Raw genomic sequence first — 23,641 nt, forward strand, 5'->3', positions numbered from 1 at the left:
AAAGCCCGGTGAGGAAACTCACCAGGCTTATTTTTTAATTGTTGGCGTCGACGCTGACTTTCAGAAGCTGGATGATCTTCGTCGGGTCCAGCGATGCGGTTGCAACGATCGAAGCGAAGGTCACCGGCTGGTCCGGTGTCGCGCTGATGGTCAGCGACTTCGGATCGTCGAAGAACTTGTCGGATGCGGCCTTGAGCTGCTGGGCAAATTCCGGGTTCTTCAGCTGCGTTGCCATCAGCGGAACCATCATCTTCATCTGCTGGCCAAGCTGCTTGCCATCGGCACCCTGTTGCTTTCCGTAATAGTCGAGCAGTTTCTGGGTCAGGGTATCGTTGTCGAAACGGATCGACAGGTTTTTCAGGTTCAGCTGTTCCGCCAGACCCAGAATGGCAAGACCGGCGGCGTCCTTGTCCGCGTCGGCCTTGCTCATGTTTTCCTGCGTCTTCTGCACGGCTTCGAGGAACGCCAGATCATAGCCGCCGAGGCTGCCGGTAATGTTGATCTTGCCGAGTTCCTGCGCCTGAATTTCCAGCTGGTCCAGCGTGGTGTCGCCGGAAGTCGGCGACCAGCTGCCCTTGGAGTTCAGCGAGCCGTTGAACGTGTTCATGTCGAGCGGCGCGAGCGGGTTCTTGCCGTCCTTTTCAAAGGTCGCGTCGATATTGGCGATGGTCCAGGCATAGCCGATCTTCTCGGCCTTGTTGGCGGTGTCGAGCGTCAGGTCGAAACCCTTCACCGTGGCACCGTCTTTTCCGGGCGTGCCGAACAGGATTTCGTCGATCTTCAGCTTGTCGTACATGACCATGCTGTCGAGCGGCCCCTTGGCCGTTTCCGCCGGGACATGCACGTTCTGCATGGCGAAGCCCTTGATCTCGGCCTTGTCGTTCTTGTCGGCCTGACCGGAAAACGCAAGATCGGGCACGGTGACCTGTTCGATGCTGTAGCCGCCATCCGGCGCATCCTGAACGTTGCGGAGCGTAACGTCACCGATGGCGGTTTCCTTTTCGCCCACTGTCGGCAGCTTGATCTTGGTGCCCTGAAGAACGATGTCGGAGCCGTTTGCCTGAACGTTGGCGAAGCTCAGCTCACCGCCCTGTTTTGCGTAGAGCGCCTTGATGCGCTCGGCGACTGCATTGGCGTCTGCGGCCATGGCAGCACTGCCGAATACCAGCGAAAGCGCTGTTCCGGCAGCCAGAACACGTGCCGCTGGCCTGATATTGACGAAAACCTGCATTCGAAGCTCCTGCCTGATCTTTAGAGCGCATCCCGAAAAGTGTGAAACGGTTTTCGGATGAGATGCGCGTCAAAACAAAGGATCAGAGCGCCGATCTGATCCAATCGGATCGGCGCTCTGATGTAGCGCGGCATTCATAGGCGGAAATCACGCGCAATAACAACATGATTTCCTCAGCCTGCGATTGCAGCGGGGGATACTTACCCCTGATAGCTCTATAGGACGCAAATGGCGGCAGCATTGCGACTATTGCACACTAATGTACTGGATTGGTTCTCCTGAACTCTTGCTGGCGAATCGCGCAGTTGGTACGAAGGGACATGGGAAAAAGTCTGATTCCGCCGGGTGACGGCGAAGAACACATCGAGCGGGTCGATCTCAAATCGGCTCTCGAGGAACGTTACCTCGCTTATGCGCTGTCGACGATCATGCATCGTGCGCTGCCGGACGTGCGCGACGGCCTGAAGCCGGTGCATCGCCGCATCATGCACGCCATGCGCCTGCTGCGCCTCAATCCCGATCAGGCCTATGCGAAATGCGCCCGTATCGTCGGTGACGTGATGGGTAAGTTCCATCCGCATGGCGATGCGTCGATCTACGACGCGCTGGTGCGTCTGGCGCAGGATTTCGCGGTGCGTTATCCGCTGGTGGACGGGCAGGGCAATTTCGGCAATATCGACGGCGATAATGCCGCCGCCATGCGTTATACCGAAGCGCGCATGACGGAAGTGGCGACGCTGCTGCTCGAAGGCATCAACGAAAACGCCATCGATTTCCGTCCCACCTATAATGAGGAAGACGAGGAACCTATCGTCCTTCCGGGCGCCTTCCCGAACCTGCTGGCCAATGGTTCGGCTGGCATCGCGGTCGGCATGGCCACCAACATCCCGCCGCATAATGTGGCCGAGCTTTGCTCTGCCGCGCTTTACCTGATCAACCACCCCGATGCGCCGGTGGAGGAACTGATCACCTCGCCCGAGCAATATGCGGAAATCGAGCAGGAAGCGAAGACGGATCCATCCGCGCTGCTGAAATGCAAGGTGCGCGGGCCGGATTTCCCGACCGGCGGCGTTCTGGTCGAGGAACACGGCAATATTGTCGAAGCCTATCGCACGGGTCGCGGCGCGTTTCGCGTTCGCGCGAAATGGGAAAAGGAAGAGGGCAATCGCGGCACATGGGTGATTGTCGTCACGGAAATTCCCTACCAGGTTCAGAAATCGCGCCTCATCGAAAAGATCGCCGAGCTGTTGCTGGCAAAGAAGCTGCCGCTGCTCGACGATATTCGCGATGAATCGGCGGAAGATATTCGCATCGTTCTGGAACCGAAGAACCGGACGGTCGATCCTGAACTGCTGATGGAATCGCTGTTCAAGCTGACCGAGCTTGAAAGCCGCGTTTCGCTCAACATGAACGTGCTGTCGCACGGCAAGGTGCCGAATGTTCTCTCGCTTGGAAGCGTTCTGCGCGAGTGGCTTGACCACCGCAAGGAAGTGCTTGTCCGCCGCTCGCAATATCGTCTGGCGGAAATCGAAAGACGGCTGGAAATCCTTGGCGGCTTCCTGATCGCTTATCTCAATCTGGATGAGGTGATCCGCATCATCCGCGAGGAGGATGAGCCGAAACAGGAACTGATGCGGGCTTTCGAACTGACCGACGTTCAGGCAGAGTCGATCCTCAACATGCGCCTGCGTTCGCTGCGCAAGCTTGAGGAATTCGAGATCCGCAAGGAGTTCGACGATCTCACCGCCGAGAAGACCGATCTGGAAGGCCTGCTCGCTTCCGGCACACGCCAGTGGAAGAAGATCAGCGCCGAAATCAAGGCCGTGCGTGAAAAGTTCGGTCCGAAGACCAAACTTGGTGAACGCCGCACTGCCTTCGCCGATGCGCCGACCCACGATCTGGAAGACATTCATCACGCGATGATCGAGCGTGAGCCGGTGACGATCGTCGTGTCGGAAAAGGGCTGGCTGCGGGCGATGAAGGGGCATCTGGCCGATTTCTCGATGCTCGCTTTCAAGGAAGGCGACAAGCTCAAGCTCGCTTTCCATGCCGAGACGACCGACAAGATTCTGTTCTTCACAACGGGCGGCAAGTTCTTCACCATTGGCGCGAACACGCTTCCGGGTGGTCGCGGCCATGGCGAGCCGATCCGCATCCTTGTCGATATGGAAAACGATCAGGATATCCTGACAGCTTTCGTGCACGATCCGGCGGCAAAACTGCTGCTCGTCAGCCACGAGGGTAACGGCTTTATCGTTCCCGAAAGCGAGGCCGTCGCCAATACCCGCAAGGGCAAGCAGGTGATGAACGTGAAGGCGCCGGACGAGGCGAAGCTTTGCCAGCGCGTTTCCGGCGATCATATCGCTGTGGTGGGCGAAAACCGCAAGATGGTGGTCTTCCCGCTGTCCGACGTTCCCGAAATGACACGCGGCAAGGGCGTGCGCCTGCAAAAGTACAAGGATGGCGGCGTATCCGACGTCCGCACCTTTGCGATTGCCGAAGGGCTTTCCTGGCAGGATTCGGCAGAGCGCACCTTCAATCGCAGCAAGGAAGAGCTTGTCGAATGGATCGGCGCGCGCGCCTCTGCCGGCCGTCTGGTCCCGAAGGGCTTCCCGCGTTCGGGCAAGTTCTGAATCGTTCGGAGCCGCAAGAAGTTGCGGTCGATTTGCGGGTAGTTGCTGAATAACATGGGATGCGGCCATACAGGCCGCGCTCCAGGAGGTTCCATGCACGTTCGCCCGGCTTTATCTGGCGATGCCGCCAAAATTTGTGACGTTTTGAGGCGCTCCATTACCGAGCTTTGCACGGTCGATCATGAGGGACGCGACGATATTCTGCTGCCTTGGCTCGCCAACAAGACCCCGGAAAATGTGAGCAAGTGGATAGGAACGCCGTTTCAATCGTTGCTTGTCGCCGAAATCGGCAGCGCCGTGGCGGGGGTCGGGCTGGCGACTGACAAGGGGGAAATCCTGCTGAATTACGTCGCGCCGGAGTTTCGCTTCCACGGTGTCAGCAAGGCGCTCATGTCGGAGCTTGAGAGCTACCTTTTGCTGCGCGAGGTGACGGTTGCCCGCCTTGTCAGCACGGAAACGGCGCTTCGATTTTATCAGGGAATAGGCTACAGGCCCGCAGGCGAACCGCAGATATGGCGGGACAGGAAGCTGTCATATCCGATGGAAAAACAGCTCGCGCCCTAACCCTCGAACCGCTGCCAACCGCGGGGACCCAGATGCTCCTGCGGGGTGAAGCGGATCTTATATTGCATTTTCCGCGATCCTTCGACCCAATAGCCGAGATAGACATGCGGCAGGCCCGCCGCATGTGCGCGCTGGATATGGTCGAGGATCATATAGGTGCCGAGCGAGCGCTCATGCATATGCGGCGAGAAAAATGAATAGACCATCGACAGCCCGTCGGCCATCACGTCGGTCAGAGCCACGGCAACCAGTTCGCCATCGCCTTTCGGATCGATGAAACTGTCCGGCCCGCGCTTGCGATATTCGATGATTTGCGTATTGACGTGGGTATCCTCGACCATCATCGCATAATCGAGCACCGTCATGTCGGACATGCCGCCCGAGCGATGCCGCGCATCGAGATAGTCGCGGAAAAGCGCATATTGTTCAGTGCTGGGCTGCGCCTTGTGCACGCGCCCGATCAGGTCGCGGTTCTGGTTCCAGACACGGCGCATATTGCGGGTCATCTCGAACTCGCCCGCCAGGATGCGCACCGACACGCAAGCGCGGCAAAGCTCGCAGGCCGGACGGTAGGCTATGTTCTGGGAACGGCGAAACCCGCCCTGAGTCAGGAGATCGTTGATCTCGTTCGCCTTGTCTCCGACCAGATGCGTAAAGACTTTTCGCTCCATCTGGCCTTCGAGATAAGGACAGGGCGATGGAGCCGTCAAAAAGAACTGCGGAGACTGCTGCGGTTGATGGGTCATTCAATATCCACGAAATGGCAATACCGAAACCATCACGATACGGCATAAGGATTGAACCGGCGGTGCAAAACGTCAATAGGTATTTTGCGCAGCCGGCTCTGAATTTTTTTGAAGCATCCCCTCAATCGGGCAGCGAAAGGCTCAGCGGTCCGAACGAATGACAGCCGTGCCGAGCAGAAGATCGTGCACGGTGCGCTTGCGATCGAGCACCAGCGAGGCAAGCAGGATCAGCGGCGTCAGCACCACATTGAGACCCCAGAAGAGGACCGTATGGACGATTGCCAGCATCGGATCGACCGTGCCGCCTTCGAGCCTGACGAGCTTGATGTTCATCATCTGCATGCCCTTCGTGGCCTGCTGCGGACCGCCGAGCGTGCGCGCGACGTAGAACAGCGCCACCATGGGGAACATGATGCCATAGAGCATCCAGCCAAGGCTGAGCGTAATGATGCCGAGGATTGCAATGACGATCGCTGCCGGAATGCAGAGCAGGAAAACAATCAGGTAATCGATAAGAAAAGCCATGATGCGGCGGGTTCGCACGCCTTCAAAAAATGCGCGGCTTTCATAACGCGGACCCATGACTTCGCCGTGCAGGATATGGTCGGACATTGTTCCTTCCAGTCGTTTCAAAAGAAGCGTCCGGGGAATGTGTCAACCGGCGCTGCCCCGCCACCTCGGCGGAACAGTCATCAAGATGGGAACCAAAACCGGCGGTTTCAAGGAAATTTGATGATTTCCCGAAAGCAGGACTTGGCGGTCAGCCCTGCTGTTTAAGTTTTTCAGCCACTTCGATTGCGAAATAGGTGAGAATTCCGTCACAGCCCGCGCGCTTGAAGGCGAGCAGACTTTCCATCATCACCTTTTCTTCGTCGATCCAGCCATTAATGCCTGCGGCCTTGATCATCGCATACTCGCCCGACACCTGATAGGCATAGGTGGGCAGCCGGAACTCGGTTTTCAGGCGATGAATGATATCGAGATAGGGCAGGCCCGGCTTGACCATCAGCATGTCCGCGCCTTCGGCAATATCCTGCTCGGCTTCGCGCACGGCTTCTTCCGGGTTGGCGGGATCAAGATAATAGGTCTTCTTGTCGCCTTTCAACAGGCCCTGCGTGCCGATGGCATCGCGATAGGGACCATAGAAGGCGGAAGCGAACTTGGTAGCGTAGGACATGATCGGAATGTGGCAAAAGCCATGTTCGTCCAGCGCCTGACGCACGGCGCCGACGCGACCGTCCATCATATCGGAAGGTGCGATGATGTCGGCACCGGCTTCGGCTTGCGAGAGCGCGCCCCGAACCACCATGGCCACCGATTCGTCGTTGATGATTTCGCCGTTGCGCAGGATGCCGTCATGGCCATGCGTGGTGAACGGGTCGAGCGCCGCATCGGTAATGATGCCGATTTCCGGCACTTCCTTCTTGATTGCGCGCACGGCGCGATTGATCAGGTTGTCGGGGCTGGCGACGAAAGAGCCGTCCTCCGTCTTTACTTCCAGCTTTTCACGCGGGAAGGGGGCGATGGCGGGAATGCCGAGCCTGGCGGCTTTCTCCGCCATGCGCACGGCCATATCCACCGAATAACGCTCCACGCCGGGCATTGCTTCCACAGGCTCGGCCACGCCGGTGCCATAGGTCAGGAAGAAAGGCAGGATAAGGTCATCGACCGTCAGCCGGGTTTCCTGCACGAGCCTGCGCGACCAGTCGGCCTTGCGCATGCGGCGCAGGCGTCTGCTGCCGGTGACGTCATCGACATGCTGGCTGATATTGGCGGGCAGATATTTGGACTGGCGATCGGTCATGAGCTATTCCCGAGAATTGAGGCCCTGGAATATGAAAACGCAGGACTGGTATCGGATGTGCTTCGTTTATCATGGGAAAAGTGCCGAAACCAAGAACATTGACCTGTGCAGGATTGACGCGGGGCGTCTCACTTTCTACCCATTTACAGGAACGGGAGACACGATATGCAGATTGACTTCGGCGGTGGCAGCGAAATCAGCTTTGAACGCAAGGGAAAAGCGGGACTTGTGAAGCTTACGCGGACCGAGGCCCTCAATGCGCTCACGCATAAAATGATTCTGGCGCTGGATCGCGCATTGCAGTCCTGGGAAGACGACCCCGAAGTGGCATGCGTCATTCTCGAGGGCGAGGGGCGGGCCTTCTGTGCGGGCGGCGATGTGGTTGCCGCCTACAAGTCAGGTCAGGCCGGCACGCCCGCCTATGAATTCTTCCGCGACGAATATCGGCTCAATGCGCGGATCGGCCGTTTTCCAAAACCTTATATCTCCCTGATCAACGGCATCGTCATGGGCGGCGGTGCGGGAATTTCCGTTCACGGTTCGCATCGCATCGTGACGGAAAACACCATGTTCGCCATGCCGGAAACCGGTATCGGCTTCTTCCCGGATGTGGGCGGCAGCGCGTTCCTGCCGCATCTGCACGACAATTTCGGCTATTATCTGGCGCTGACCGGCAACCGCATCCGTTGGGGGGACTGCCTGCAAAGCGGGATTGCAACCCATGCGGTCGCCGCAAGCGATCTGCATGACCTGCGTGAAGACATCATCGCTACCGCCGACATCGACGCGGCGCTGACGCGCAGCCAGTATCCCGATTTTGAAACCTCCGTCGAAACGCGCCAGATCATCACCGAGTGCTTTTCCGGCGCGACACTCGCCGATTGCATGGCGGCGCTGGAAAAGGAAGCGGAAGCAGGCAGCAAGGCTGCAATGGACATCGTGAAGGTAATCGCCACGCGCTCCCCGACCAGTGTCGCTGTCACTTTCCGCCAGATTGCCGATGGGCGCGCGCTCGATCTCGACGATTGCATGCGCATGGAATATCGCATTGCCAGCCGCATGCTGGAAGGGCACGATTTCTATGAGGGCGTTCGCGCATTGCTCATCGACAAGGACGGCGCGCCGACATGGAAACCCGCAACGCTGGATGAAGTGAAGCCTGAACAGGTCAACGCCTATTTTGCAAATCTGGGCGACAGGGAACTAACCCTGTGAGGATTGGCTCATGCATATGAACGAGCTGCGCCAGCATACCCAGCCGAGCGGAACCGAGTGGGCCTTCACCTGGTTCGTCCGGATACTCGCGCTCGTGGCGCTGGCCAGCGGCGTCTTCTACTGGGTCAGGCTGATCGGTATTCATCCCGGCCTTCTTTGGCGCTTCGATCTGATGCCATGGCCCTGGCAGACGGCGGTTGTGGCTTTGGCGGTGCTGATGCCCGTTGCCGCGACGGGGCTGTGGATGCGCGCGCCGTGGGGGCCTGTGCTCTGGTTCGTGGCAGCACTCGGCGAAATCGCCATCTATTCCGTTTTTTCCCGGCATTTCGAATACAAGCCGCTGACGGTCGGGTTCAACGCGGCCTGCATCGTTATTTTTATCGCCTTTCGTGTTCTGCTGTTCTTCGAGAAGAGACGGCAGGCTCGGGCGAGCCTGCCTGTTCAGCTCTTATAGTGCCTGCGTGCCTTCGTAGCGGGCAAAGGGCTTCGTCATCTGGCCTTTGAAAAGCAGGACATCATAGGTGTCGGCTTTGCTGCCCGGCATTTCCATGCCCGGTGAACCCATGGGCATTCCGGGCGCGGTTAGTCCGGTTGCCTGTGGACGTTCAGCCAGCAACCGCTTGACGGCGCCTGCCGGAACATGGCCCTCGATAACATATCCCTCGACGACCGCCGTGTGGCAGGAGGCGAGATTGGCTCCGACGCCATGCTTCGCCTTTACAGCGTCCATCGCCTCTTCGACCTTGACCGTTACATTGAAGCCCGCGGCTTTCATATGTTCGGCCCAGCCGTCGCAACAGCCGCAATAAGGGTCTTTATATATGGTCATTTGCGGAGGGGCGGAAACCGGCTCGGCATGAGCGAAACTCGTAAAGCCGGTAAGGCTTAACAGCCCGCAAACCGCAAAATAATGTGCAAGACGATGCGCCATGGTTCCTCCAGTCGATTGTTATGGCCGATATCTAGCGTTCATCGGCACACTTCTCAAATGACGAAAGTTTAATGCGGCACGGCTTTCCACGGCCCGGAAAACCGGCATTTTACGCTGGAGCGGCGCATCGCGGAGAAGGCTCAAGGTCGGCGCAGAGTAAGCAAACATTAAGCCTGAATGGCCAATTTTGGCGGTAAGTTACTGTTAAGGCTGACTTTTAAGTCGAATTTTATGCATCTCCCCTAAATTCCTCTCAAGACGGTGAGAAACAATACACCGCATAAAACAGGACAGAGAGCTGCATCATGGTTTCATGGAATGCGGCTCCGGCAGAGAGGCAAAAGAAATGATCAACGCACAGCGCAAGACGGATATATCCGCTCCGCTCACGACACCGGAAACCGCACTCCGCTCGCTTTATCTGGAAGCCCTCCAACTGGTCGAGCGGCTGCATCGCCGCCTGCTCGACGTCGTCAAGGATGAGTTCGACCGCAACGGCCAGAGCGACATCAACGCGACGCAGGCGCTTCTGCTTTTCAACATCGGCAATTCGGAACTGACGGCCGGTGAACTGCGCTCGCGCGGTTACTATCTCGGCTCCAACGTTTCGTACAATCTGAAGAAGCTGGTGGAGATGGGTTTCATCCATCATCAGCGCTCGCGGGTCGACCGCCGCTCGGTGCGCGTCAGCCTGACGGACAAGGGCAATGCGATCGCCGATCAGGTGGCCGCGCTCTATGAACGCCATATTTCCTCGATCGAGCAGGTTGGCGGCATTCAGGTCGATGAGTTCATGGCGATGAACAAGTCGCTGCAGCGTCTCGACCGCTTCTGGAACGACAGCATCGCCTACCGGCTCTGAATCGCGGCTGGCCGCCGCTGGCGGGCTGACGGTTTTGTTGCAGAACTGTCACAACAGGCGATCATTGAGAAGAATAAGGCGCCGCGAGTTCCCAATCGTAAGACGCATGGCTTGAAATTCCGGCCATGCGACATGATTAAGCCATAAAAAACGACATAAGCGTTTTAAAAAATGGCACGGGCAATATTGTGCCTCTTTCATTCAGGAATGGGCTCGAAAGTCGAATTTCGGATGAGCGAGCAGTTTTGCATCGCTTTCTGTCCGGATATCGCCTTGCTGAACTATTGCTGATATTCTGGGAAGATTCCGCGCGAGCGGTTAGCCTTTTGGGACTACGCAAGATGACCAAGACCGACAGACCAGCCGATGCTTTAAGGATAGATCGCCGCAGTTTCCTGCGCGGCGCGGCGACCGCCGGCCTTTCCGTAGCCGCTTCCGCCATGGTTTCTTCGGCATACGCCCAACAGGCGCTGACCGATGTTATCGCATCCCCGCGCCGCGGCAACTGGGACGACCAGTTCGATGCCCGCGCGACAGGTGGCCAGCATGTGGCGACCAACCAGCCGGTTCTGAGCCAGCAGACGGTGGCAAACCTCCAGAACGCAATTGCGCAATATATGGATATTGCCGGTCGCGGCGGCTGGCCGAACGTGCCGGGCAATGCGAAACTCCAGATCGGCGCGACCGATCCTGCTGTCCAATATCTGCGCAAGCGCCTGATGATTTCCGGCGATCTGCCGCAGGGTGCCGGGCTTTCCAACTCGTTCGACACCTATGTCGATGCCGCCGTGAAGCGCTTCCAGTCCCGTCACGGTCTGCCTGCCGATGGCGTCATGGGGCAGTTCACCTATGCGGCGATGAATGTGGACGCGAATACGCGCCTCGGACAGCTGCAGACCAATCTCCAGCGCCTTTCGCCTCTCGCGAATGAATCCTTGCAGGAACAGCGTTTCGTGATGGTCAACATTCCGGCCGCGCGCATCGAGGCCGTCGAGGGTGGCAGCGTCGTACAGCGCCACACGGCTGTGGTGGGCAAGATCGACCGCCAGACGCCGCTGCTGACCTCGAAGATTCACGAGGTCATCCTCAATCCTTACTGGACCGCGCCGAAGTCCATCATCCAGAAGGATATCATTCCGCTCATGCGGAAGGACCCGCAATATCTGGCGAAGAACAAGATTCGCCTTTACGATCAGTCCGGTCAGGAGGTCGCGCCTGAGACCGTGGACTGGAATACGGATGATGCGGTCAAGCTGATGTTCCGTCAGGACCCGGGCAAGATCAACGCCATGTCCTCGACCAAGATCAACTTCCACAACCCGTATGCCGTCTATATGCACGACACGCCGCAGAAGAGCTATTTCAACAAGCTCATGCGCTTCGACTCGTCGGGCTGCGTCCGCGTCCAGAACGTCCGTGATCTTGATGTCTGGCTCCTGAAGAACACTGCGGGCTGGGACCGCCAGACCATCGAAAGCACGATCAAGTCGGGCACCAATACGCCGATCCAGCTTGCCGATCCGGTTCCGTTGCACTTCGTCTATATTTCCGCATGGTCCACCGGCGACGGTGTGGTGCAGTTCCGCGACGACATCTACAAGATGGACGGTGCAACGGCGCTTGCGCTCGGCACGGACACCTGATTCTGATCGGATAGAGAAGTTGCAGAAGCCGTCTGGAAGCTTTTCGGGCGGCTTTTTCATTTCCGCTCAATTATCAAATCGGTTTGCCGCATTTTGGAATATGCTTTTCGCTTTGCGGCCATTGGCCTTGTGCGCTCAAGTGTGATAATGCGCCTCATCCATATAGCTTTTACCGGCTAACCCGGAGGGTGTGAAACATGTCTCAAGCCAACGCCGCCGCCAGGAATGCGTCATCCGACGCTTTCTTCAATGCAAGCCTCGAGGACATCGATTCCGAGATTTTCGGTGCAATCCGCAACGAGCTCGGCCGTCAGCGCCACGAAATCGAACTGATCGCCTCGGAAAACATCGTTTCGCGCGCTGTTCTTGAAGCACAGGGTTCCATCCTCACCAACAAATATGCCGAAGGCTATCCGGGCAAGCGCTATTACGGCGGCTGCCAGTATGTCGACATCGTGGAAGAACTGGCCATCGAACGCGCCAAGAAGCTCTTCGGCGCCGAGTTCGCCAACGTTCAGCCGAATTCCGGTAGCCAGATGAACCAGGCCGTGTTCCTCGCGCTGCTCCAGCCGGGCGACACCTTCATGGGCCTCGACCTGAATTCGGGCGGTCACCTGACTCACGGTTCGCCGGTCAACATGTCCGGCAAGTGGTTCAATGTCGTTTCCTATGGCGTTCGCAAGGACGACCACCTGCTCGACATGGACGAAGTTGCCCGCCTCGCACGCGAAAACAAGCCGAAGCTCATCCTCGCAGGCGGCACGGCCTATTCGCGTATCTGGGACTGGAAGCGCTTCCGCGAGATCGCCGACGAAGTGGGCGCCTATCTCATGGTCGATATGGCGCATATTGCCGGTCTGGTTGCCGGTGGCGTTCATCCTTCGCCGGTCCCGCATGCGCATGTCTGCACCACGACGACCCACAAGTCGCTTCGCGGCCCGCGTGGCGGCATGATCCTCACCAACGATGCCGACATCGCCAAGAAGATCAATTCGGCTGTCTTCCCCGGACTTCAGGGCGGCCCGCTGATGCATGTCATCGCCGGCAAGGCCGTTGCCTTCGCGGAAGCGCTGAAACCGGAATTCAAGCTCTACGCGAAGAACGTCGTCGACAATGCGCGCGCGCTGGCTGAAGAGCTGAAGTCTCACGGTCTCGACATCGTTTCGGGCGGCACTGACAACCATCTGATGCTGGTCGATCTGCGTCCGAAGAACGCGACCGGCAAGCGTGCGGAAGCCGCTCTCGGCCGCGCCAACATCACCTGCAACAAGAACGGCATTCCGTTCGACCCTGAAAAGCCGTTTGTCACGTCCGGCGTCCGTCTTGGCACGCCTGCCGGCACGACGCGCGGTTTCGGCGTGGCTGAATTCAAGGAAATCGGTTCGCTGATCGCCGAAGTTCTCGACGGTCTGAAAGTCGCCAATTCCGACGAAGGCAATGCAGCCGTTGAACAGGCCGTGAAGGAAAAGGTCGTCGCCCTGACCGACCGCTTCCCGATGTACGGATATCAGGGATAAGCCGGTTTCCATGATCGAGATGAAACCCCGTTCAACTCTGTTGAGCGGGGTTTTTTCATTCTTGCATCCGGTAGGTGGATTGCCACTAATCGGCTATGATCGACAGGAATCGTTTGCGGGGATAGCGCTCTTGAGTTTGTATCGGGACCAACCCCACATATAGGTGCGTTCCCGCCTTTGCTCGCTGCAAGGGTGCGGCAGTTAAAGTCGAAAGTGTTCCATGCGTTGTCCCTATTGCCAGTCTGAAGATACGCAAGTGAAGGATTCCCGCCCGGCGGAAGATGGCGCTGTCATTCGCAGGCGTCGCGTCTGCTCGGTCTGCGGCGGGCGTTTCACAACCTTCGAGCGCGTGCAGTTGCGCGAGCTGATGGTCGTGAAGAAGAGCGGGCGTCGGGTTCCTTTCGATCGCGACAAGCTCACGCGGTCCATCGAGGTGGCGCTGCGCAAGCGCGATGTCGATAATGACCGGGTTGAACGGGCCATTTCTGGCATCGTCCGCCAGCTTGAAAGCTCAGGCGAAGCGGAGGTCACGTCCGACGAGATCGGGCGGCTGGCCATGGATGCGCTGAAAGGCATCGACGATATCGCCTATATCCGCTTTGCGTCGGTCTATCGCAATTTCAGCAAGGCCGTCGATTTCCACAACGTCATTGACGAGCTGACGGTCCCCGAAACCGAGGACGATCTGGACGCTTAAGCATGAGTGGCAGCAAGTTTCCGCATTCGGACGTGACTTCGGATGATGTTCGCTTCATGGAAGCGACGATCCGCTACGCGCGGTGTCACAAGGGGCTTACAGGCACCAATCCGTCCGTTGGCACGCTCATCGTCAAGGATGGTGTCATCATCGGGCGCGGCGTGACCGCTTTGGGCGGCAGGCCCCATGCAGAACCGCAGGCGCTGGCCGACGCGGGAGAGGCCGCGCGCGGCGCGACGGCTTATGTGACGCTGGAGCCATGCGCCCATCACGGACGCACGCCGCCTTGCGCGGAAACTCTGGTGAGGGCAGGGGTGGCGCGTGTCGTGGTTGCCGCGACCGATCCGGACGAGCGCGTCAGCGGAAAGGGCTTCGCCATCCTGCGTGAGGCTGGCATCGAGGTCGTTCCGGGCGTTCTCGCTAATCAGGCTGCCGACGATCTGGCGGGCTATTTGAATCGATCTTCCAGGAAACGCCCGGAAGTGATTCTGAAACTTGCTCTTTCCGCCGATGGCATGATCGGTCGCCGGGGCGAGGGACAGGTTGCCATAACGGGCCCGATTGCGCGTGCACAGTCTCATATCCTGCGCGCCCAGACCGACGTAATCCTGATCGGCATCGAAACCGCGCTCGCCGATGATCCCGTTTTGAACTGCCGCCTGCCGGGGCTGGAACAGCGTTCGCCGGTTCGTGTAGTGCTGGATGGTGGATTGCGCCTGCCGCTTTCCTCAAAGCTCGTACAGACCGCCGATGCCCAGCCACTATGGATTGCCTGCGGCGAGGAAGCATCGCCGGAACGGCGTTACGAGTTGACGGCTGCCGGTTGCCGCATCCTCGCAACCGAAGCCGATGATTGCCGCATCGCCTTGCCCGAGTTGATGGACGATCTTGCCGCGCAGGGCATTTCCTCGGTTCTCGTCGAAGGCGGGGCAGGTGTTGCGAAGAGTTTTCTGAAGGAAGGGCTGGTGGACCGGCTTGCCATCTTCCGTTCGACGGTCGAAATCGGCTCGGAGCACGGGGTTGCCGTCGACGGCCTCGAAACCCATATCGCAGACGAATTCAAAATTCTGAGGCAGGCGCGCTATGGCGACGATGCTTATGCGGAATATGTAAGGAAGATTTGATGTTTACAGGCATTGTAACCGATATCGGCAAGGTTGACCGGATCAAGCCGCTGAATGAAGGCGTCCTTCTGCGTATCGAGACCGCATATGACCCGGAAACGATCGAGCTCGGTGCATCGATTGCCTGTTCCGGCGTCTGCCTGACGGTCGTGGCGCTGCCGGAAAAAGGCACCAATGCCCGCTGGTTCGAGGTCGAGGCATGGGAGGAGGCGTTGCGCCTCACCACGATTTCCGATTGGCAGAGCGGACGAAACATCAATCTGGAGCGTTCGCTGAAACTTGGCGACGAAATGGGCGGACACCTCGTTTCCGGCCATGTCGACGGACAGGCCGAAATCATCGAGCGCAAGGAAGAGGGCGACGCCGTGCGCTTTACCCTGCGCGCGCCGGAAGAACTGGCTCCATTCATCGCCCAGAAAGGTTCGGTCGCGCTCGACGGGACCTCGCTGACGGTCAATGGCGTCAATGGAAACGAGTTCGACGTACTCTTGATCCGCCACTCGCTTGAAGTCACGACCTGGGGCGAGCGGAAAGCGGGCGACAAGATAAATATCGAGATCGACCAGCTGGCACGTTACGCAGCAAGGCTTGCGCAATATCAGAAATAGGCTTAGAGCCTAGAACTCTAAAGCTGTAACAGCATTTCCCGATTTTGAGCGTTGACCGCAATCGTTGCGGTCCGCAAAATTTGTCATGGAGTCTCTCATGTCCAAGCACGAGGCGCATGCGCCGCATTTGCTTATTGTCGAAGCGCGTTTCTACGATGATCTCGCCGACGCACTTCTGGATGGCGCAAAAGCAGCCTTGGATGAGGCAGGGGCGACCTACGATGTCGTGACCGTGCCCGGCGCTCTCGAAATTCCGGCGACGATTTCCTTCGCACTCGACGGTGAGGAAAATGGCGGTACGGAATATGATGGCTATGTCGCGCTCGGCACGGTTATCCGTGGCGAAACCTATCATTTCGATATCGTCGCGAATGAATCCTGCCGTGCGCTCACCGATCTTTCGGTCGAGGAAAGCATTGCCATCGGCAACGGTATTTTGACTGTCGAGAATGAAGAGCAGGCATGGGTCCGCGCCCGCCGCGACGACAAGGACAAGGGCGGTTTTGCCGCCCGTGCCGCGCTGACCATGATCGACCTGCGCAAGAAGTTCGGAGCCTGATCATCATGAGCTCTTCTACCGGAGGCCGCCCGACTCCCAATGCTCCGCGCATGGCCAACAAGCGCGGCGTCGCTCGCCTTGCCGCCGTGCAGGCGCTCTACCAGATGGATGTAGCCGGGACGGGCGTCCTGGAAGTGGTGGCCGAATACGAAGCTTTCCGCCTTGGCAAGGAAGTCGACGGCACGCAGTATCTTGATGCCGATCCGCAGTGGTTCCGCGCAATCGTCGCCGGTGTGGTCGATGAACAGCTGAAGCTCGATCCGATGATCCACCAGGCACTGACGGAAGACTGGCCGCTTTCGCGTCTGGATTCGACGCTGCGTGCCATTCTGCGCGCCGGTGCGTGGGAATTGCAGACACGCAAGGACGTGCCGACCGCCGTGATCGTGTCTGAATATGTCGATATCGCGAAGGCCTTCTACACGGAAGACGAGCCGAAGCTGGTCAATGCCGTGCTCGATCGTCTGGCATTCGTTATCCGTGGCGAAAGCCGGGGCGTGAAGCCGCGCTGACGGTTTCTTTCGATATTGTCGAGCAAGAAGGGCTGTGAGAAATCGCAGCCCTTCTTTCATTATAGGCTGGCAAAGAACGACTTGACGTTTGTTAAACCGTTTCGCATGTTGGGTGCGCGGCATTGAGAATGCTGAAATGCAAGGAATCGCGCCAATTGATTGATTCCAAGGCGTAAGTTCCAGATATGACTGTACCGAAGAAGCCCGGTATATTTTAATTGGCTTCAGGCACTTCCATGCCGCTCAGTCGGGTCCGGGGAGGGGTTTTCGGGCCTATCTTGCGCATGCGCCTGCCGGCAATCGCGGCTTGCGGTCTGACGGTGGCCAGCGCGAACTCAATGGGAGTTGGCCTTTATGCAAATGGGAGTGGCAGTCTTAGTTCTGGTCATTGCCTGCGGTGTGCTTTCCGTTCTTTTCGCCATATGGGCGATCCGTTCGGTTCTTGCAGCCGATCAGGGGACGCAGCGCATGCAGGAAATTGCTGAAGCCATCCGCGAGGGTGCCTCAGCCTATCTCACGAGACAATATTCGACGATTGCCATCGTTGGCGTCGTGGTTTTTCTGGCAGCCTGGTATCTGCTGTCGATCAGTGCGGCAATCGGCTTTCTGATCGGTGCGGTTCTGTCGGGCGTCACCGGCTTTATCGGAATGCACGTTTCCGTTCGCGCCAATGTGCGCACGGCTCAGGCAGCGTCGCTCAGCCTCGCCGGAGGGCTTGAGCTGGCATTCAAGTCCGGTGCGATCACCGGCCTTCTGGTGGCAGGGCTCGCTCTGCTCGGCGTGTCTGTCTATTATTTCATCCTCACTGTCTGGCTTGGCTATTCGCCTTCCGACCGCACCGTTATTGATGCGCTGGTGTCGCTCGGCTTCGGTGCTTCGCTGATCTCGATCTTTGCGCGTCTGGGCGGCGGCATCTTTACCAAAGGCGCGGATGTCGGCGGCGATCTCGTCGGCAAGGTGGAAGCGGGTATCCCCGAGGACGACCCGCGCAATCCCGCGACCATTGCAGATAATGTGGGCGACAATGTCGGCGATTGCGCAGGCATGGCGGCCGATCTTTTCGAAACCTATGCTGTTACCGTGGTTGCGACCATGGTTCTCGGCGCAATCTTCTTCAACGGATCGGACGTTCTGCCGAGTGTCATGCTCTATCCGTTGATGATCTGCGGTGCCTGCGTGATTACGTCTATCATAGGCACCTTCTTCGTCAAGCTCAGCGTGGATGGCTCCATCATGGGCGCGCTCTACAAGGGGCTTATAGCAACAGGCCTGCTTTCCATCGTCGGCCTTGCTGTCGCCAATACGCTGACCGTCGGCTGGGGCGAGATCGGAACCGTTGCCGGCAAAAGCATTACGGGCACCAATCTCTTCCTCTGCGGACTGATCGGCCTGATCGTTACCGGGCTGATTGTCGTAATTACGGAATATTACACCGGCACCAACAAACGCCCGGTCAATTCCATCGCGCAGGCTTCCGTCACAGGCCACGGCACGAATGTCATTCAAGGACTGGCGGTTTCGCTTGAATCGACAGCTCTGCCGGCAATCGTGATCGTCGGCGGCATTATCTCGACCTACCAGCTTGCAGGCCTGTTCGGCACGGCTATAGCAGTCACCGCCATGCTTGGCATTGCGGGCATGATCGTGGCGCTCGATGCATTCGGCCCGGTTACCGACAATGCGGGCGGCATTGCGGAAATGGCCGGTCTCGACCCCGAAGTCCGCAAGGCCACTGACGCACTCGATGCGGTTGGCAACACCACCAAGGCTGTCACCAAAGGCTACGCCATCGGTTCGGCGGGCTTGGGCGCTCTGGTGCTGTTTGCTGCCTATTCCAACGACCTCGCCTATTTCGCGGCCAATGGGCAGACCTATCCGTACTTTGCCGATATGGGGCCTGTCTCCTTCGATCTCTCCAACCCATATGTCGTGGCGGGCCTGATCTTTGGCGGTTTGATCCCCTATCTGTTCGGCGGCATGGCGATGACGGCGGTGGGCCGGGCCGGGGGCGCTGTCGTACAGGAAGTACGACGCCAGTTCCGCGAAAAGCCGGGGATTATGACCGGCAAGGAGCGTCCGGACTATGCCCGCGCGGTCGACCTCCTGACCAGGGCCGCCATCCGCGAGATGATCATCCCGTCGCTCCTGCCGGTGCTGGCGCCGATTGTCGTCTATTTTGGCATTCTGCTCATTTCAGGCTCCAAGGCTGCGGCCTTTGCGGCACTCGGCGCATCGCTTCTGGGCGTCATCATCAATGGCCTTTTCGTGGCGATCTCCATGACGTCCGGCGGCGGCGCTTGGGACAATGCCAAGAAGAGCTTCGAGGATGGGTTTACCGATGCCGACGGCGTGAAGCACCTGAAAGGGTCGGAAGCGCACAAGGCGTCCGTGACCGGTGATACGGTCGGAGATCCCTACAAGGACACGGCGGGCCCCGCCGTCAATCCGGCCATCAAGATCACCAATATCGTGGCGCTGCTGCTTCTGGCTGTGCTGGCGCATATGGCATGACGGCATGAACGCCAAAAAAGAAAACCCGCCGTAAAGGCGGGTTTTTCATTTTGACAGTCGGTTGCGACCCGATCAGTTGTTGGGGCCGCCTGAAGCGCCCGGCAGCGATGTCGGGGCCTTGGAAACACCCTGAATGATCTGACCGAGGAAGGTCTGGTCCTTGCCGCCGGTCGGCGTGGTGCGCGACACGAAATCGAACAGCTTGCCGTCCTTCAGGCCGTAATTGGCGATATGCTCGACCTTGCCGTCCTTGTCGAAATAGATGGCGAGGATCTGTCGCTCGATGATCTTCGGCTTCATGAACTGCGCGGCGCGATAACGCTTCTGCGAAATGTAATAGAACACTTCATTGTCGAAGGTTGCGGTGGTGGACGGCGTGCCGAGCGCCAGAAGCACCTGCTCGCGGCTGGAGCCGACGGGGACCGAATCAAGCGCGCCCTGATCGAGCACGTAACCCTCTGTCAGCGTTTCGGACGGATTGAGCGTGGATGCAGTGTTGCATCCCGCAAGCGCCACTGAGACGAGAATTGCCGTGCCTGCGAGAAGAGCACGCTGCGTGCGCACGCTTGGAAAAATTCGCTGCAACAAAGACCTCTCCATACATTCTAAATCAGCGCGGCACTTTCGCCGTCGGGAGAACTTCGGTAAACCACCTTGCTTATTTATGCAACTGGAACGGTCGTACGGACATGATTCTCCAACTATTCCGCCGCAAATCCAAAGCAAACGAGGCCATTATGCTTCGTGTTTATGAGGTGATCGTGGCGGCGGCGCGGCAAAAGCGGTTCTATGCACAATTTCAGGTGCCTGACACGCCGCTTGGTCGCTATGAAATGCTTTCGCTGCATATTTTCCTCGCGCTTCACCGCATGAGGGGAGAAAACCAGGCGCTTGCCGATCTCGCACAGGAAATAGCTGACGAGTTTTTCAAGGACGTCGATCATTCGCTGCGTGAACTGGGCATTGGTGACCAGGGCGTGCCGAAGCGCATGAAAAAACTTGCGCGCATGTTCTATGGCCGCGTCGCGGCTTATGGCGAGGCGCTGGATGCAAATGACGCCGGCGCGCTGGCTGCAGCGCTCACACGAAATATCCGCCCGGACCTCGAATTTTGGCCGCATGCCCACCATCTAGGTGAATATGTTCTGGGATGCCGCGACCGTCTGCAACAAATTCCGGACGATGCTTTGGCGGCAGGCAACATTTCCTATATGGATGCCGATCAGAGTGCATCCCGAATGCCCCAGATGAACCTTGGTCCAACGAACAATGCTGAAAAGGCCAATGAGAATGACTGATAAACCGGCGCTTACCTATCCCGTTCAGGTTCTTCGCTTGCCGCAAAAGGGCATGACGGTGAAAATAAGCACGGACGAGAAAGAACGCGCAGCGCTTGCCGCCGATCACGGGCTTGAGGCCGTGAACGCATTCGCTGCCGAATTTCTGATCACGCCCTGGAAGAAGGACGGTGTCCGGGTGCGCGGTCGTATTGATGCGGAAATCGTTCAATCCTGCGTCGTGACATTGGAGCCGTTGACCAACAGCATCACAGAAGAAGTCGATACGAAACTCGTGCCCGAAAATTCACGGCTTGCGCGAATTGAGGTTGATGATAGCGGCGATGTGCTGCTCGATGCTGAAGCCGCCGACATTCCGGAAGTCTTTGTGGGAAGCAAGATTGACGTCGGTGCGATTGCGGAGGAATTCTTCGATCTCGCCATCGATCCCTATCCCCGCAAGCCCGGCTTGCCGGAAGATAGCCAGCCGAAGGTTTTCGGGGACGATGATGGTGAGGAGAAGCCCGTTTCACCGTTTGCGAAACTTCCCGAATTGCAAAAGAAGCCGTAATTCACAGTGAGTTTGGTAGAATTTGGTTGTGTGGAAACGCAAAAGCACTATTTTCGCCGAAAACCTGTCTGCTGCAAAAGCAGAACAGGAGCAGGGTCGCACAGGAATAATCAATAGTGATCAAAATTTCGATTGACGCGATGGGCGGTGATTTTGGCCCTGAAGTGGTCATCCCCGGCGCAGCGAAGGCGCTTGAGCGTCATCCTGACATCCGCTTCATATTTTTTGGTCTCCCCGCACAGGTGGAGCCGGTGCTGGCACGCTATCCGAAGCTGAAGGCTGCATCGGAGTTCCGCGCAAGCGAGGTGGCCATCAGCATGGATGACAAGCCGAGCCAGGCCTTGCGCGCCGGCCGGGGCAAATCCTCCATGTGGCAGGCCATCGAAGCGGTAAAGACCGGCGACGCCAACGCGTGTATCTCCGCCGGGAATACCGGTGCGCTGATGGCCATGTCCAAATTTTGCCTGCGCATGATGTCGGATGTTGAGCGCCCGGCGATTGCAGGCATCTGGCCAACACTTCGCGGTGAAAGCATCGTGCTCGACATTGGCGCCACCATCGGCGCCGACGCGCGCCAGCTCGTCGACTATGCCGTCATGGGCGCCGGTATGGCGCGTGCCCTGTTCGAGGTGCGCAAGCCGACTGTCGGGCTTCTCAATGTCGGTACGGAAGAGGTCAAAGGTCTCGATGAGATCAAGGAAGCGGGCCAGATTTTGCGCGATACGCCGCTTGAAGGGCTTGCCTATTCCGGATTTGTCGAAGGTAACGACATCGGCAAGGGCTCTGTGGACGTTGTCGTGACGGAGGGTTTCACCGGGAATATCGCGCTTAAAACCGCGGAAGGCACGGCCCGCCAGATGGCGGAGCTGCTGCGTCAGGCCATGAGTCGCACGCTGCTCGCCAAGATCGGCTATGTTTTCGCCAAAGGTGCGTTCGACCGCCTGCGCGAAAAGATGGACCCGAACAAGGTCAATGGCGGCGTTTTCCTGGGTCTCAGTGGAATTGTCATCAAAAGTCATGGCAGCGCGAATGCGGAAGGCTTCTGTTCTGCGATCGAAGTCGGCTATGACATGGTAAGAAATCGCCTTCTGGAAAAGATCGAGGCCGATCTGGCGCATTTCCACCACAGTCATCCGCATGTTTCGAGTGAGGGTGACGAGGCTGCGAAGGCTTGAATTCCGACAACGCCGTCCGGAAAGTGCATTTGAGAGATTTGCGGATTGCCGATTATCTTTCAGTGCCGAAGCGGTGAAGTAACCTTTGCCGAATATTTGTAGGGCCAGAATTCTCGACTGCGCGCATGAATGTTCGTCGCGCCGGTCTCATGTAAGGACAGGAAATAAGAGATGATAAGATCTGTCGTGCGGGGTATCGGTTCGGCATTGCCGAAGCGGATCATGAAGAATACCGATTTCGAAGGTATCGTTGAAACCTCGGACGAATGGATCGTGCAGCGCACGGGTATCCGGGAGCGGCACATCGCAGGCGAGGATGAAACCACGGTTTCACTTGGCGCTGCGGCAGCGCGCGCAGCGATAGAGAATGCCGGCCTGCAGCCCACCGATATCGATCTGGTGCTTCTGGCCACCTCGACCCCCAACCACACCTTTCCGGCCAGCGCGGTCGAAATCCAGCGCGAGCTTGGAATCACCAGCGGTTTTGCATTCGACATGCAGGCCGTGTGCAGTGGCTTCATCTATGCCATCACCACGGCGGATCTCTATATCCGCGGCGGCATGGCGAAACGGGTCCTGGTCATCGGCGCGGAAACCTTCTCGCGCATTCTCGACTGGAGTGACCGCACGACCTGCGTTCTCTTCGGCGACGGTGCTGGCGCGCTCGTGCTCGAAGCCGCCGAGGGCAATGGCCTGACCTCGGATCGCGGCGTTCTCGCCGCCAACCTGCGTTCGGACGGCAATCACAGGGAAAAGCTCTTTGTCGATGGCGGTCCGTCCACGACCCAGACCGTCGGCCACCTGCGCATGGAAGGCCGCGAAGTCTTCAAGCACGCAGTCGGCATGATCACCGACGTTATCGAGGCTTCTTTCGACGAAACCGGCCTTACAGCCGAGGATATCGACTGGTTCGTCCCACATCAGGCCAACAAGCGCATTATCGATGCTTCCGCCAAGAAGCTGAACATTGCGGAAAACAAGGTGGTCATCACCGTTGACCGCCATGGCAACACTTCTGCAGCGTCGGTTCCGCTGGCGCTTGCGACCGCTGTCGCGGACGGCCGCATCAAGAAGGGCGACCTCGTTCTTCTGGAGGCAATGGGCGGTGGATTTACCTGGGGTGCGGTTCTGCTGCGCTGGTAGGCGACCCGCCCGATCCGCCGGCAGGAGGCCGTCCGTTCGGATACGAGGAGAAAAGGCTCGGGAAAATGCGGTGCAATTTCGGGCCTTTTTGACAAGTAGCCAGCGGAGGAGCGCGTCCATCAGGCACCGAAATGGCTTACGATCTGCTGCGTCGAACCACTCGACCGGTGGAGCTGAATCGTCTTTCCGTTTCCCCTTGCGGTTCTTGTCATTTAGGGCTCCATTTCTATCAAATTGAGCGGGTCCTGATCCTAACCGACAAATTTGATCCGCCACGAGGGAACTCGCTGCTTGACCGTTGCGCTTTTATTTGTGTAA

The 23,641-nt window shown here is 58.2% G+C and carries 23 protein-coding genes; 17 read left to right on the forward strand and 6 right to left on the reverse strand.

What is annotated here, in order from left to right:
- Nucleotides 1-34: 34 nt before the first annotated feature.
- On the reverse strand, nt 35-1,231 hold the full coding sequence (locus J9800_RS14315) for an aq_1923 C-terminal domain (RefSeq protein ID WP_114215682.1): 1,197 nt from the start codon (nt 1,229-1,231) through the stop codon (nt 35-37).
- 320 nt (nt 1,232-1,551) lie between these two features.
- Here J9800_RS14315 and parC point away from each other — a divergent pair, with 320 nt between their 5' ends.
- A complete protein-coding gene (gene parC, locus J9800_RS14320) occupies nt 1,552-3,864 on the forward strand; it encodes a DNA topoisomerase IV subunit A (RefSeq protein ID WP_114215681.1) in 2,313 nt (770 codons plus the stop codon).
- A gap of 93 nt (nt 3,865-3,957) precedes the next feature.
- The gene (locus tag J9800_RS14325) at nt 3,958-4,428 is read left to right on the forward strand and encodes a GNAT family N-acetyltransferase (RefSeq protein WP_162792641.1); all 471 of its coding nucleotides are present in this window, start codon (nt 3,958-3,960) and stop codon (nt 4,426-4,428) included.
- Here the strand turns inward: J9800_RS14325 and J9800_RS14330 are convergent.
- From J9800_RS14330 to hemB, 3 genes are all read right to left on the reverse strand, one after another.
- Nucleotides 4,425-5,174, reverse strand: a complete 750-nt coding sequence (locus J9800_RS14330; protein ID WP_112589542.1) for an arginyltransferase — start codon at nt 5,172-5,174, stop codon at nt 4,425-4,427. The two genes, J9800_RS14325 and J9800_RS14330, sit on opposite strands and share 4 nt — an antisense overlap.
- 141 nt (nt 5,175-5,315) lie before the next feature.
- A complete protein-coding gene (locus tag J9800_RS14335) occupies nt 5,316-5,786 on the reverse strand; it encodes an RDD family protein (RefSeq protein ID WP_061347371.1) in 471 nt (156 codons plus the stop codon).
- 148 nt (nt 5,787-5,934) lie between these two features.
- Nucleotides 5,935-6,978 carry a porphobilinogen synthase gene (gene hemB, locus J9800_RS14340; protein WP_114215679.1) on the reverse strand — a complete coding sequence of 348 codons (1,044 nt, stop codon included), beginning with the start codon at nt 6,976-6,978 and terminating at the stop codon, nt 5,935-5,937.
- A 165-nt stretch (nt 6,979-7,143) separates the two neighbouring features.
- Between hemB and J9800_RS14345 the strand changes: the two genes are divergently transcribed.
- A complete protein-coding gene (locus J9800_RS14345) occupies nt 7,144-8,193 on the forward strand; it encodes an enoyl-CoA hydratase/isomerase family protein (protein WP_114215678.1) in 1,050 nt (349 codons plus the stop codon).
- A 10-nt stretch (nt 8,194-8,203) separates the two neighbouring features.
- On the forward strand, nt 8,204-8,647 hold the full coding sequence (locus J9800_RS14350; RefSeq protein ID WP_114215677.1) for a DUF6163 family protein: 444 nt from the start codon (nt 8,204-8,206) through the stop codon (nt 8,645-8,647).
- Here J9800_RS14350 and J9800_RS14355 read toward each other — a convergent pair.
- Nucleotides 8,642-9,124 carry a DUF411 domain-containing protein gene (locus tag J9800_RS14355; RefSeq protein ID WP_114215676.1) on the reverse strand — a complete coding sequence of 161 codons (483 nt, stop codon included), beginning with the start codon at nt 9,122-9,124 and terminating at the stop codon, nt 8,642-8,644. The genes J9800_RS14350 and J9800_RS14355 overlap by 6 nt on opposite strands.
- Before the next feature lie 346 nt (nt 9,125-9,470).
- On the opposite strand from J9800_RS14355, the gene ldtR reads away from it, so the two are divergent.
- The 9 genes from ldtR (at nt 9,471) to J9800_RS14400 (ending at nt 19,157) form a co-directional block, all read left to right on the forward strand.
- Nucleotides 9,471-9,986, forward strand: a complete 516-nt coding sequence (gene ldtR, locus J9800_RS14360; protein ID WP_112589531.1) for a transcriptional regulator LdtR — start codon at nt 9,471-9,473, stop codon at nt 9,984-9,986.
- 341 nt (nt 9,987-10,327) lie between these two features.
- Nucleotides 10,328-11,629 carry a L,D-transpeptidase family protein gene (locus J9800_RS14365; protein WP_112589615.1) on the forward strand — a complete coding sequence of 434 codons (1,302 nt, stop codon included), beginning with the start codon at nt 10,328-10,330 and terminating at the stop codon, nt 11,627-11,629.
- Between the two features lie 197 nt (nt 11,630-11,826).
- On the forward strand, nt 11,827-13,146 hold the full coding sequence (glyA, locus tag J9800_RS14370) for a serine hydroxymethyltransferase (RefSeq protein ID WP_114215675.1): 1,320 nt from the start codon (nt 11,827-11,829) through the stop codon (nt 13,144-13,146).
- A 220-nt stretch (nt 13,147-13,366) separates the two neighbouring features.
- Nucleotides 13,367-13,843: a transcriptional regulator NrdR gene (nrdR, locus tag J9800_RS14375; protein WP_112589527.1), complete on the forward strand. Its 477-nt coding sequence runs from the start codon at nt 13,367-13,369 to the stop codon at nt 13,841-13,843.
- A 2-nt stretch (nt 13,844-13,845) separates the two neighbouring features.
- Nucleotides 13,846-14,967 carry a bifunctional diaminohydroxyphosphoribosylaminopyrimidine deaminase/5-amino-6-(5-phosphoribosylamino)uracil reductase RibD gene (gene ribD / locus J9800_RS14380; protein WP_114215674.1) on the forward strand — a complete coding sequence of 374 codons (1,122 nt, stop codon included), beginning with the start codon at nt 13,846-13,848 and terminating at the stop codon, nt 14,965-14,967.
- Complete coding sequence (locus J9800_RS14385) at nt 14,967-15,575, forward strand: riboflavin synthase (protein ID WP_114215673.1); 609 nt, start codon at nt 14,967-14,969, stop codon at nt 15,573-15,575. The genes ribD and J9800_RS14385 overlap by 1 nt, the downstream gene beginning before the upstream one ends.
- A 97-nt stretch (nt 15,576-15,672) precedes the next feature.
- Nucleotides 15,673-16,134, forward strand: a complete 462-nt coding sequence (locus J9800_RS14390) for a 6,7-dimethyl-8-ribityllumazine synthase (protein ID WP_112589613.1) — start codon at nt 15,673-15,675, stop codon at nt 16,132-16,134.
- Nucleotides 16,135-16,139: 5 nt separating this feature from the next.
- On the forward strand, nt 16,140-16,646 hold the full coding sequence (gene nusB, locus J9800_RS14395) for a transcription antitermination factor NusB (protein WP_112589521.1): 507 nt from the start codon (nt 16,140-16,142) through the stop codon (nt 16,644-16,646).
- Nucleotides 16,647-17,000: 354 nt separating this feature from the next.
- Nucleotides 17,001-19,157, forward strand: a complete 2,157-nt coding sequence (locus J9800_RS14400; RefSeq protein ID WP_114215672.1) for a sodium-translocating pyrophosphatase — start codon at nt 17,001-17,003, stop codon at nt 19,155-19,157.
- A 72-nt stretch (nt 19,158-19,229) separates the two neighbouring features.
- Here J9800_RS14400 and J9800_RS14405 read toward each other — a convergent pair whose 3' ends face one another.
- Nucleotides 19,230-19,745: an outer membrane protein assembly factor BamE gene (locus J9800_RS14405; protein ID WP_112589517.1), complete on the reverse strand. Its 516-nt coding sequence runs from the start codon at nt 19,743-19,745 to the stop codon at nt 19,230-19,232.
- 101 nt (nt 19,746-19,846) lie between these two features.
- Between J9800_RS14405 and J9800_RS14410 the strand changes: the two genes are divergently transcribed.
- The 4 genes from J9800_RS14410 to J9800_RS14425 all read left to right on the forward strand — a co-directional run bounded on the left by J9800_RS14410 (nt 19,847) and on the right by J9800_RS14425 (nt 23,323).
- Entirely contained in the window at nt 19,847-20,455 is a 609-nt protein-coding gene (locus J9800_RS14410; protein ID WP_114215671.1) for a ubiquinol-cytochrome C chaperone family protein, read from the forward strand.
- Nucleotides 20,448-21,005, forward strand: coding sequence for a YceD family protein (locus J9800_RS14415; protein ID WP_114215670.1), 558 nt, complete (start codon nt 20,448-20,450; stop codon nt 21,003-21,005). The genes J9800_RS14410 and J9800_RS14415 overlap by 8 nt, the downstream gene beginning before the upstream one ends.
- A gap of 116 nt (nt 21,006-21,121) precedes the next feature.
- Nucleotides 21,122-22,180 carry a phosphate acyltransferase PlsX gene (gene plsX / locus J9800_RS14420; protein WP_114215669.1) on the forward strand — a complete coding sequence of 353 codons (1,059 nt, stop codon included), beginning with the start codon at nt 21,122-21,124 and terminating at the stop codon, nt 22,178-22,180.
- 171 nt (nt 22,181-22,351) lie between these two features.
- Nucleotides 22,352-23,323 carry a beta-ketoacyl-ACP synthase III gene (locus J9800_RS14425; RefSeq protein WP_114215668.1) on the forward strand — a complete coding sequence of 324 codons (972 nt, stop codon included), beginning with the start codon at nt 22,352-22,354 and terminating at the stop codon, nt 23,321-23,323.
- Nucleotides 23,324-23,641 lie beyond the last annotated feature (318 nt).

This window comes from Ochrobactrum sp. AP1BH01-1, assembly GCF_018066705.1.
GTDB lineage: Bacteria > Pseudomonadota > Alphaproteobacteria > Rhizobiales > Rhizobiaceae > Brucella.

Bases quoted from the DNA above. Each gene is read 5' to 3' on its own strand.
- J9800_RS14315 (WP_114215682.1), bottom strand. From the start codon at position 1,231: ATGCAGGTTTTCGTCAATATCAGGCCAGCGGCACGTGTTCTGGCTGCC.
- parC (WP_114215681.1), top strand. From the start codon at position 1,552: ATGGGAAAAAGTCTGATTCCGCCGGGTGACGGCGAAGAACACATCGAG.
- J9800_RS14325 (WP_162792641.1), top strand. From the start codon at position 3,958: ATGCACGTTCGCCCGGCTTTATCTGGCGATGCCGCCAAAATTTGTGAC.
- J9800_RS14330 (WP_112589542.1), bottom strand. From the start codon at position 5,174: ATGACCCATCAACCGCAGCAGTCTCCGCAGTTCTTTTTGACGGCTCCA.
- J9800_RS14335 (WP_061347371.1), bottom strand. From the start codon at position 5,786: ATGTCCGACCATATCCTGCACGGCGAAGTCATGGGTCCGCGTTATGAA.
- hemB (WP_114215679.1), bottom strand. From the start codon at position 6,978: ATGACCGATCGCCAGTCCAAATATCTGCCCGCCAATATCAGCCAGCAT.
- J9800_RS14345 (WP_114215678.1), top strand. From the start codon at position 7,144: ATGCAGATTGACTTCGGCGGTGGCAGCGAAATCAGCTTTGAACGCAAG.
- J9800_RS14350 (WP_114215677.1), top strand. From the start codon at position 8,204: ATGCATATGAACGAGCTGCGCCAGCATACCCAGCCGAGCGGAACCGAG.
- J9800_RS14355 (WP_114215676.1), bottom strand. From the start codon at position 9,124: ATGGCGCATCGTCTTGCACATTATTTTGCGGTTTGCGGGCTGTTAAGC.
- ldtR (WP_112589531.1), top strand. From the start codon at position 9,471: ATGATCAACGCACAGCGCAAGACGGATATATCCGCTCCGCTCACGACA.
- J9800_RS14365 (WP_112589615.1), top strand. From the start codon at position 10,328: ATGACCAAGACCGACAGACCAGCCGATGCTTTAAGGATAGATCGCCGC.
- glyA (WP_114215675.1), top strand. From the start codon at position 11,827: ATGTCTCAAGCCAACGCCGCCGCCAGGAATGCGTCATCCGACGCTTTC.
- nrdR (WP_112589527.1), top strand. From the start codon at position 13,367: ATGCGTTGTCCCTATTGCCAGTCTGAAGATACGCAAGTGAAGGATTCC.
- ribD (WP_114215674.1), top strand. From the start codon at position 13,846: ATGAGTGGCAGCAAGTTTCCGCATTCGGACGTGACTTCGGATGATGTT.
- J9800_RS14385 (WP_114215673.1), top strand. From the start codon at position 14,967: ATGTTTACAGGCATTGTAACCGATATCGGCAAGGTTGACCGGATCAAG.
- J9800_RS14390 (WP_112589613.1), top strand. From the start codon at position 15,673: ATGTCCAAGCACGAGGCGCATGCGCCGCATTTGCTTATTGTCGAAGCG.
- nusB (WP_112589521.1), top strand. From the start codon at position 16,140: ATGAGCTCTTCTACCGGAGGCCGCCCGACTCCCAATGCTCCGCGCATG.
- J9800_RS14400 (WP_114215672.1), top strand. From the start codon at position 17,001: ATGCAAATGGGAGTGGCAGTCTTAGTTCTGGTCATTGCCTGCGGTGTG.
- J9800_RS14410 (WP_114215671.1), top strand. From the start codon at position 19,847: ATGATTCTCCAACTATTCCGCCGCAAATCCAAAGCAAACGAGGCCATT.
- J9800_RS14415 (WP_114215670.1), top strand. From the start codon at position 20,448: ATGACTGATAAACCGGCGCTTACCTATCCCGTTCAGGTTCTTCGCTTG.
- J9800_RS14425 (WP_114215668.1), top strand. From the start codon at position 22,352: ATGATAAGATCTGTCGTGCGGGGTATCGGTTCGGCATTGCCGAAGCGG.